Annotated in this window: 8 protein-coding genes; 1 reads left to right on the forward strand and 7 read right to left on the reverse strand. The window is 63.3% G+C overall.

Annotated features, from left to right (window positions below):
- The 6 genes from AC1D1P_RS08755 to xylA form a co-directional block, all read right to left on the reverse strand.
- The coding region (locus AC1D1P_RS08755) for a Gfo/Idh/MocA family protein (protein ID WP_477672704.1) at nt 1-514 on the reverse strand (514 nt) is incomplete at its 3' end.
- Nucleotides 511-1,536 (reverse strand): sugar phosphate isomerase/epimerase family protein, encoded by a 1,026-nt coding sequence (locus AC1D1P_RS08760; protein ID WP_477670176.1) that lies wholly within the window; start codon nt 1,534-1,536, stop codon nt 511-513. The genes AC1D1P_RS08760 and AC1D1P_RS08755, both read right to left, overlap by 4 nt.
- Nucleotides 1,537-1,543: 7 nt before the next feature.
- On the reverse strand, nt 1,544-2,506 hold the full coding sequence (locus AC1D1P_RS08765; RefSeq protein ID WP_477670177.1) for an ABC transporter substrate-binding protein: 963 nt from the start codon (nt 2,504-2,506) through the stop codon (nt 1,544-1,546).
- A gap of 55 nt (nt 2,507-2,561) precedes the next feature.
- Nucleotides 2,562-3,578, reverse strand: a complete 1,017-nt coding sequence (locus AC1D1P_RS08770) for an ABC transporter permease (RefSeq protein ID WP_477670178.1) — start codon at nt 3,576-3,578, stop codon at nt 2,562-2,564.
- Entirely contained in the window at nt 3,559-5,046 is a 1,488-nt protein-coding gene (locus AC1D1P_RS08775) for a sugar ABC transporter ATP-binding protein (RefSeq protein ID WP_477670179.1), read from the reverse strand. Before AC1D1P_RS08775 ends, AC1D1P_RS08770 begins: the two co-directional genes overlap by 20 nt.
- Nucleotides 5,047-5,069: 23 nt before the next feature.
- Nucleotides 5,070-6,395, reverse strand: coding sequence for a xylose isomerase (xylA, locus tag AC1D1P_RS08780; RefSeq protein ID WP_477672705.1), 1,326 nt, complete (start codon nt 6,393-6,395; stop codon nt 5,070-5,072).
- A gap of 155 nt (nt 6,396-6,550) precedes the next feature.
- On the opposite strand from xylA, the gene AC1D1P_RS08785 reads away from it, so the two are divergent.
- Nucleotides 6,551-7,744, forward strand: coding sequence for a XylR family transcriptional regulator (locus AC1D1P_RS08785; RefSeq protein ID WP_477670180.1), 1,194 nt, complete (start codon nt 6,551-6,553; stop codon nt 7,742-7,744).
- 21 nt (nt 7,745-7,765) lie between these two features.
- Here AC1D1P_RS08785 and AC1D1P_RS08790 read toward each other — a convergent pair.
- The coding region (locus AC1D1P_RS08790) for an amidohydrolase family protein (protein WP_477672706.1) at nt 7,766-8,455 on the reverse strand (690 nt) is incomplete at its 5' end.

An 8,455-nucleotide genomic window follows, 5' to 3' on the forward strand; every position in this document is an offset into this window, starting at 1 on the left:
CAAGCCAGCMCTGGTTGTATTCGACGATGACCTTGCGCACCACGCCGATCGCGCCGCGCGCAACCATGTCACGCGCCTCGCGCACCATGGGATAGCCCGTGTAGTTGTACGTGACACCGAAGATGGAGCCGCTGCGCTTGACAACCCGAACGAGCTCGGCTGCCTCCTCGCTGGTATGGACCAGCGGCTTGTCACACACCACATGGATGCCCGCCTCGGCGAACGCGCGGGCGACGGGGAAATGCACATGGTTGGGCGTGACGATGGAAACGAAATCGATGCGCTCGTCCTTGTTGCGCCGCAGTTCGCCTTCCAGCAGGTCTTCCCAGCGACCGTGGTTGCGTTCATCCCGCAGGCCGAGGTCGCGGCCTGACGCGCGCGCGCGCTCGGCATCGGACGACAGTGCACCGGCCACCAGCTCCATCTGCCCATCCAGCGCCATGGCCTTGCGGTGTACAGCACCGATGAAAGCACCCTGCCCGCCGCCCACCATCGCATAGCGCAGTTTTCTCATGAGCCCGCCATCCCGCCCTGCTTGGCCTTGTCGAACACGGCGTCGAACGCTCCCGCGGCCGGCTTGAAGTCCAGCCGCTTGCTGTAGGCCGCGCTTTCAGTAGCGCCGTGCACGCGGTCCATGCGGCTGTCCTCCCACTCGACGCTCAGCGGTCCGTTATAGCTCACGTCGTTGAGCGCAACGATGATGGATTCGAAGTCGATCTGCCCGCGCCCGACACTGCGAAAGTCCCAGTGGCGGCGCGCGTCACCGAAATTGGTGTGCCCGCCGAAGACCCCCACAGTGCCGTCGCCCCGGCCCCACCACACGTCCTTCATGTGCACGTGATAGATGCGGTCGCCGAATGTCCGGATGAACTTGACATAGTCCACGCCCTGGTAGCCCAGGTGGCTGGGGTCGAAGTTGAAACCGAAACGCTTGTGACCTCCCACGGCTTCGATGGCGCGCTGCGCCGAAGCGATGTCGAAGGCGATTTCCGTGGGGTGCACTTCCAGCCCGAAATTCACGCCACACTGCTCGAACACATCGAGGATGGGTTTCCACCGGTTGGCAAAGTCGACGAAGCCCTTGTCCCAATACTCCTGCGAAGTGGGCGGAAACGCGTACAGCGAATGCCAGATGGACGAGCCGGTGAAGCCCGTCACCACCTTCACGCCCAGCTTGGCGGCGGCACGCGCGGTGTCCTGCATTTCCCGCGCGGCGCGCTGCCGCACGCCTTCCGGATCGCCGTCCCCCCAGACTTGCGGCGACAGGATGGCCTTATGCCGCTCGTCGATGAGGTCGCAGACCGCCTGGCCCACCAGATGGCTGCCGATCGCAAAACAGCGCAAGCCGTGCTGTTCCAGCAGATCGCGCCGGTCCTGCACGTAGCGATCGCTCGCCAGGGCCTCCTGCACATCGAAATGGTCGCCCCAACATGCCAGTTCCAGGCCGTCGTAGCCCATGCTGCGTGCCAGGGGTGCCAGCTCCTTGAGAGGCAGGTCCGCCCATTGCCCGGTAAAAAGAGTGACAGGTCTTGCCATGGCTGCCTCAGAACGGGGAGTCGGGGAAGTAGTACTGCTTGGCGTTTTCCCTGGTCACCAGCACCGACGGGATGATGGTGGTGGCCGGCAGCTTCTCGCCCTTCACACGTGCGGCGGCCGTGAGCTTCATCGCGTCGGCAATCATGGCGGGCGAGTAGGTGACGTCGGCCGTCACGATCTTGTCGCCGTCCATGACTTTCTTGATGTAGTCCTTGGAACCCGCGCCGCCCAGCACGAGCTTGACATCGGTTCGCTTGGCCTGCGCGATTGCCTTTTGCACGCCAACCGCCATGTCGTCGTCCGAGGCCCAGACGGCGTCGATCTGCTTGAAACGGGTCAGGTAGTCCTGCATCACTTTGAAGGCATCGTCGCGGTTCCAGTTGCCGTGCTTGGCATCCAGAACCTTGATRTCTGGATAGTTCTTCATCACAGCCGTGAACGCGTCCACSCGCTGGTTGTCGATGACCGTGGGAATGCCCCGCAGTACTACGACATTACCCTTGCCGCCCAGGGCTTTGGCCATGTACTCCGCCGATACCTTGCCGAAGCCGGGGTTGTCGCCGGCAACGTAGGCGTCCTGCGCATTTGCATCCGTCAGGCCGCGGTCGACAACCGTGACGTACACGCCTTTGCCCTTGACCTGCGCGACCGGTTGCGTGAGCGGCGCCGACTCGAATGGCAGGATCACGAGGGTGTCGATCTTGTTGGCCGTTTGCAAGTCCTGTACCTGGTTCGCCTGTTCCGCAGCAGACCCGGCCGTCTTGATGGTGACTTTCAGGCCCGGGTACTGCTTTTCCAGTTCGGACTTGGTCCGGTTGGCCCAGTACACGACCCCGCCTGTCCAGCCGTGCGTGGCGGCCGGTATCGATACGCCGATGTGTGGCTTGCCCTGGGCCATGGCGGAGGGTGCCGCACCCAGCGCCGCGAGAACTGTGGCGCCTGCGGCCATCAGACTTATCAATGATTTCATGGTTTGTCTCCTTATGTTGTGAGAAACGGCAGCCTTGCCACCTGTGGGGAACCGGTTACTTGCGCCCGCGCTGGAAGAACGCGACGGCGATGATCACGAAGCCCTGCACCGCCGCGTTCAGGTACACACTGATGATGCTGGTCAGGTTGAGGATGTTGCCGATCACCGAGAGCAGCACAGCACCGATTACGGTGCCGGTGATGCCGCCGGCACCGCCACGCAAGGCAGTGCCTCCGACGATGACCGCAGCGATGGCTTCCAGCTCCCACAGCAGCCCGGTACTCGGCGAGGCCGAACCCAGGCGCGGCACATAGAGCACGGTGGCAATGCCCACGCAGATGCCCAGCAACATGTATGTGAGAACCTTGACGCGGTCCACCTCGACGGCCGCGTAGCGCGCAACCTGCTCGTTGGAACCGATGGCCTGAACGTACCGGCCAAAGGCAGTGCGGTTGAGAACGAGGCCGCCCAGCAATGCGACAGCGGCGAATACCCACACGGGCACCGGCACCCCCAGCCAGCTGCCGTAATACACCGGGCTGTAGACATCGACCAGTGCACTGTCGAGCGTGATGGCGCCGCCGTTGGAGAAGTAGGTCAGGTACGCGCGGAAGATGCCCAGCGTTCCCAGCGTCACGATGAAAGGCTCGATGCGGCCCTTGCTGATGAGCAGCCCGTGGCCCAGGCCGAACAGTGCGCCAAGTACGACGGCGAAGGCCATGCCGGTCACCACGGCCGCCATGGGGTTCCAGCCGGCGCCTGCTGTCGCATTCATCAGCAGGATCGTGCTGCCCGCAATCAGCGCGGCCATGGATCCCACCGAGAGATCGATGCCGCCGGAGATGATGACGAAGCACATCCCCACCGCGATGATTCCGATGAAAGCCGTGCGGGTGAGCACGTTCATCGCATTGTCGAGGCTGGCGAAGTTCTCGTTGAGAATCGCACCCGCGATGCACATAAGTGCCAACCCGGCCAGTGGCCCGGCTCCCGTAAAAGAGGGCCATTTTCGCAGTGCCGGTCTGGCGACAGGCGCTGGAGCGGCGGCGGTATCAGTGGGTTCCAGTTGCATGGGCAATCAACAGTTCTTCGGACAGCTGATCCTGCGCGAGCTCGGCAGCGAGCCTTCCCTGGCGCATCACAAGGACGCGATGACATAACCCGATCAGCTCGAGCAGCTCGGAGGACACGACGATGATCCCGCGGCCTTCGCTGGCCAGCCGCTGGATCAGGAAATAGATATCGCGCTTGGCGCCGACGTCAACTCCTCGCGTCGGTTCGTCCAGCACCACGACTTTGGGATCAGGCTGTAACACCCGCGCGAGCGCCAGCTTCTGCTGGTTGCCGCCGGACAGTGCGGAAGCCGGTATGTCGGAGCGTTGCGTGCGGATGCCAAATGCCGTGGTCGCGGCCACGAGGGCTGCCTGTTCCCGCTGCGGATCGAGCAGCGGCTTCGCATAACGCTCCAGCGCCATCAGCGTGAGGTTCTGCGCCAGCCCCATGCGCAGGTGCAGGCCACGCGTCTTGCGGTCCTCGCTGAGATATGTGAGACCCAGCCGTGCGGCCGAACGCGGATTGCGCCGCATCCAGGTTTTGTCTGTTACCTGCACAGATTCCGCGCTGGAGGGGCGCAACCCCAGGAGCCCTTCAAACAGCTCGGTCCGGCCCGCACCGACCAGCCCTGCAAAGCCAAGCACCTCCCCGGCGCGCACCTGGAAGCTTGCGTCGTGGCACCACCCGGGTACGGTCAGTCCTTTCACGTCCAGCAGGACGGGCGCGCCGGCCGCCACGGGAAGCCTGCCCGGAAAGAGATCGGCCAGTTCGCGCCCCACCATCAGGCTGGCCATCTGCTGGCGTGTCACGCTCTGCGTGGACCGGCGAGCCACGAATCGCCCGTCGCGCATGACAACCACCTCGTCGGTGATGCGTTCGACTTCGTCCAGCTTGTGGGAAATATAAAGGATGGTGGAGCCTGCCGCTCTCAGTTGCCCGATGAGGGAAAACAGGCGCTCGGTCTCGGAGGGCGTCAATGTGGCGGTGGGCTCGTCCATCACCAGTACGCGCGCGCGCCGGCTGAGCGCGCGTGCGATCTCCACCAGCTGTTTCTCTGCCACGATGAGGTCGCCCACGCGGCGCGCGGGGCTGCAATTCAGGCCAACCTGACGCAATGCGGCGCCCGCCTCCCTGGCCATCAGGTCTTCGTCCAGCAGCCCGTAGCGCTTGCGCTCATGGCCGAGGAATATGTTCTGCGCAATGGTGAGGTCATCAGCAAGGTTGAATTCCTGATGGATCATCACCACACCGGCCGCTTCGGCCTCGCGCGGCCCCTTGAAACGTACGACATGCCCGCCCACCTCCACCACGCCTTCGCTGGCGGCCTCGTAGCCGGCCAGGATTTTCATCAGCGTCGACTTGCCGGCGCCGTTTTCTCCAAGCACCCCGTACACCCGGCCAGGTGCGAGTTCAAAACTGACCCCATGCAGTACCTGCACGGGGCCGAAGCTCTTGCTCACGTCTTTGAAGCCGACCGTCAAACTCACTGAGTGCTCCTGCGTTCGGTTCTTCAGGCCGCGCCGGCGAAGATCGCGGCATTGACCCGGTTTTCCAGCCACTCCTGACGGCCGCTCACAGGCTTGGGCCGAAGATCGTTGACGAAGGCATGTTCGGCGAGCTGGCTGAGGCTCATGTCGCCCGTGATGATGCGCCGCCCCAGTTCACCGYCCCAGTTCGCGTAGCGCTGCTGGCGGAACTGCTCAAGCTCGCGGGACTCCATCAAACGCGCGGCGCTCTTGAGCGCCAGCGCCAGCGCATCGATCGCACCCACATGCCCGTGCAGAATGTCAACCGGATCCATGCTTTGGCGCCGCACTTTCGCGTCGAAGTTGAACCCGCCGCTGCCGATTCCGCCGGCGCGGAGGACTTCGTAGAGCGCCAGCGTAAGGTCCTCCACACTGTTGGGAAACTGGTCGGTGTCCCATCCGTTCTGTGGGTCGCCACGGTTGGCATCGATGCTGCCGAAGATTCCGAGGGAGGCGGCGGTTGCGATCTCGTGCTGGAAACTGTGGCCCGCCAACGTGGCGTGGTTGGCCTCGATGTTGAGCTTGATCTCCTTTTCCAGGCCGAACTCCTTCAGGAAGCCATACACAGTGGCGCTGTCGAAGTCGTATTGGTGTTTGGTCGGCTCCAGCGGCTTGGGCTCGATAAGCAGTTGCCCTTTGAAACCGATCTTGTGTTTGTGGTTCACCACCAATTGCATGAATCGGCCCAGCTGCTGGCGCTCGCGCTGCAAATCGGTATTGAGCAGGGTGTCATAGCCTTCGCGCCCACCCCACATCACGTAGTTGGCACCGCCAAGCTGCTGGGTGGCATTGAGCGCGCTGAAAACCTGCGTCGCCGCGTACGCGAAGACGTCGGGGTCGGGGTTACTCGCCGCGCCGGCTGCGTAGCGGGGATGGCTGAACAGGTTGGCGGTCCCCCATAGCAGCGAAATACCGGTTTCTTTCTGCTTCTGGGCGAGCACGTCCACCATCGCGGACAGATTGCTGCGGTACTCGGCCAGGTTCGCGCCTTCCGGCGCCACATCGGTGTCATGGAAAGTGTAGAACGGGACATCGAGCCGGGAAATCAGGCCAAAGGCTGCATCCGCTTTCTTCCTCGCCATCGTCAACTCGTCTCCACCGGCATGCCAGGGCCGCGCAAACGTGCCTTGTCCGAAGACATCGCTGCCGGGCCACACGAAGGTGTGCCAGTAGCAGACGGCGAGCCGCAGGTGCTGTGCCATCGGCTTGCCCAGCACGACGGCACTGGCGTCATAGTGACGGTAGGCCAGGGGCGTCGTGGCCTGAGGGCCTTCATAGCGTACGGGTGCGATGGATTCGAGAAAGTTCATGTTTGTGGTGGGTAACTGCTTTCAGTGGCACCATCCTAGAACCGCCGGCCTCCGCCCGCGATTGCGAAATTTGCGAGGACAGCTTGCGAAATTGCTTTCTGCAGCGCAGCAATCCGTCCGATATGCCGGTATCCTCATGATCAACCGACCCGACCATGAAATCGTCATTACGTCAAAGTGGCCCTACCGTGCTGCGCGTGGCATTGCTCTTCCATGCGAGCAAGGTGTATGACCGCGAGATCATCACGGGCATCGGCGACTATGTGAACCACACGCGGGTCGCCTGGGATCTCTTCCTTGAAGAGGATTTCCGCTTTCGGCTTGACGGCATCCACGACTGGGACGGCGACGGGATCATCGCGGACTACGACGATCCGGCCGTGGCGCACGCTCTCACAGGGGTACGCGTACCTGTCGTTGCCGTCGGGGGCTCCTACGAGGATCCCGCGTGCTACCCCGTCAATGTGCCGTACGTTGCGACGGACAACCGCGAACTGGTCGCGCATGCGCTGACCCACCTGGTGGAGTCCGGGCTTTCCCGTTTTGCCTGCTACAGCCTGCCGGAATCGCCGCTCAACCGTTGGGCCCAGGAGCGCGAAAAAGCGTTCACCGCCCGGCTTGCCCGCGACGGGTTGGCTGGTGAGATCCACCGGGGCCTGGCAACCAGCGCGCCCACATGGGGAAGCGCGACAAGGAAACTGCTCTCCTGGCTGCAAAGCCTGCCCAAGCCCGTTGGCATAGTCGCCGTCACGGACGCGCGTGCACGGCAGGTGCTGCAGGCGTGCATCGTCGGCGCAATCGCAGTTCCCGACGAAGTCGCCATCATCGGGATCGATAACGACACACTGGGCCAGCACCTGACGAGAATCCAGCTCAGCTCGGTCAGCCAGGGAACCCACGAAATGGGCCATCGCGCGGCGCACCTGTTGCACCAGGCCCTGAGCGGCTCGCCGGTGAACGACGTGCGTGTGGTCGTGCCTCCGGCCGGCGTGCATTCGCGCGCGTCCACCGCGCGCGACGTCGAACACAGCGCGACCGTGATGCGCGCTCTCCATTACATCCGTCAATACGCCTGCCAGGGCATCAAGACGGAGCAGGTTGCCGAAACGGTGGGGCTTTCACGCTCATCGCTGGAGATGTACTTTCGCCGCGAGTTGAAGCGCTCCGTCCATGACGAAATCCTGCTGTACAAGTTGCAGCGTTGCTTTCAGTTGCTCAGCAACACACAAATGGGCATCGATGACATCGCGCGGGCGAGCGGCTTTCGTTCCGTCCAGTACCTCAATACAGTGTTCAAGCGGGAGCTGGGGGCAACGCCGGCTTCGTGGCGGGAAAGCCGCCGGAGCTGAGCCGGCAGTTTCTCTGGTCCGCTACGCCTTGTGCCGGCGATAAAACGCGAGGGCGTTCTTGAACATCACTTTGTCGCGCACGCCGGCGCCGAACGGGGCCAGATACGCCTCGGCGATGGCAATCTGGGCTTCGAAAGTCCCGTGCAGGGTGATTACCGGCCAGTTGCTGCCCCAGATCAGGCGGTCCTTGCCGAACGCGGACATCAGTACGTCGAAGTGCGGCTTGTACGAAGCGAGGTCAGTGGGAGACGGAAAAACCACGTCACCTGGAGCGTACATGTCATAGAACGACGAAAACTTCATGTACAGATTCGGGCAGTCGCTGGCGAGGCGGCGAACGTCGGACGCCCAGGTGGGGTCCACCGCCGGCCCGGTTGCGCCACCCAAATGGTCGATGATGATGCGCAGATTGGGCACCGCGGTACAAAGCGCCTGCACCTGGCTCTTCGGATTCCTGGTCCCCCGGCTGATGATGTCGAGCGTCATACCGCGCGCTGCCAGGTCGCGCAGGCTGGTGAGCTGTGCCGCGCTGAGCGTGATGCCCTCAGCCGGGCCGGTGAGATAGCCGCGGATTCCCACGAAGCGCGGGTCCGTTGCGAACCGCGCGAGATCGGTGGAAAAGTTCGGCGCGCCTACCTCGATGTTCCCGACGAAGAACGCGTAAAACGGATCGTTCTTGATGAGGTCGAGGACCCACTGGTTGTCCTGAAC

The sequence above is a fragment of the Polaromonas sp. P1_E1_2 genome (assembly GCF_056406035.1).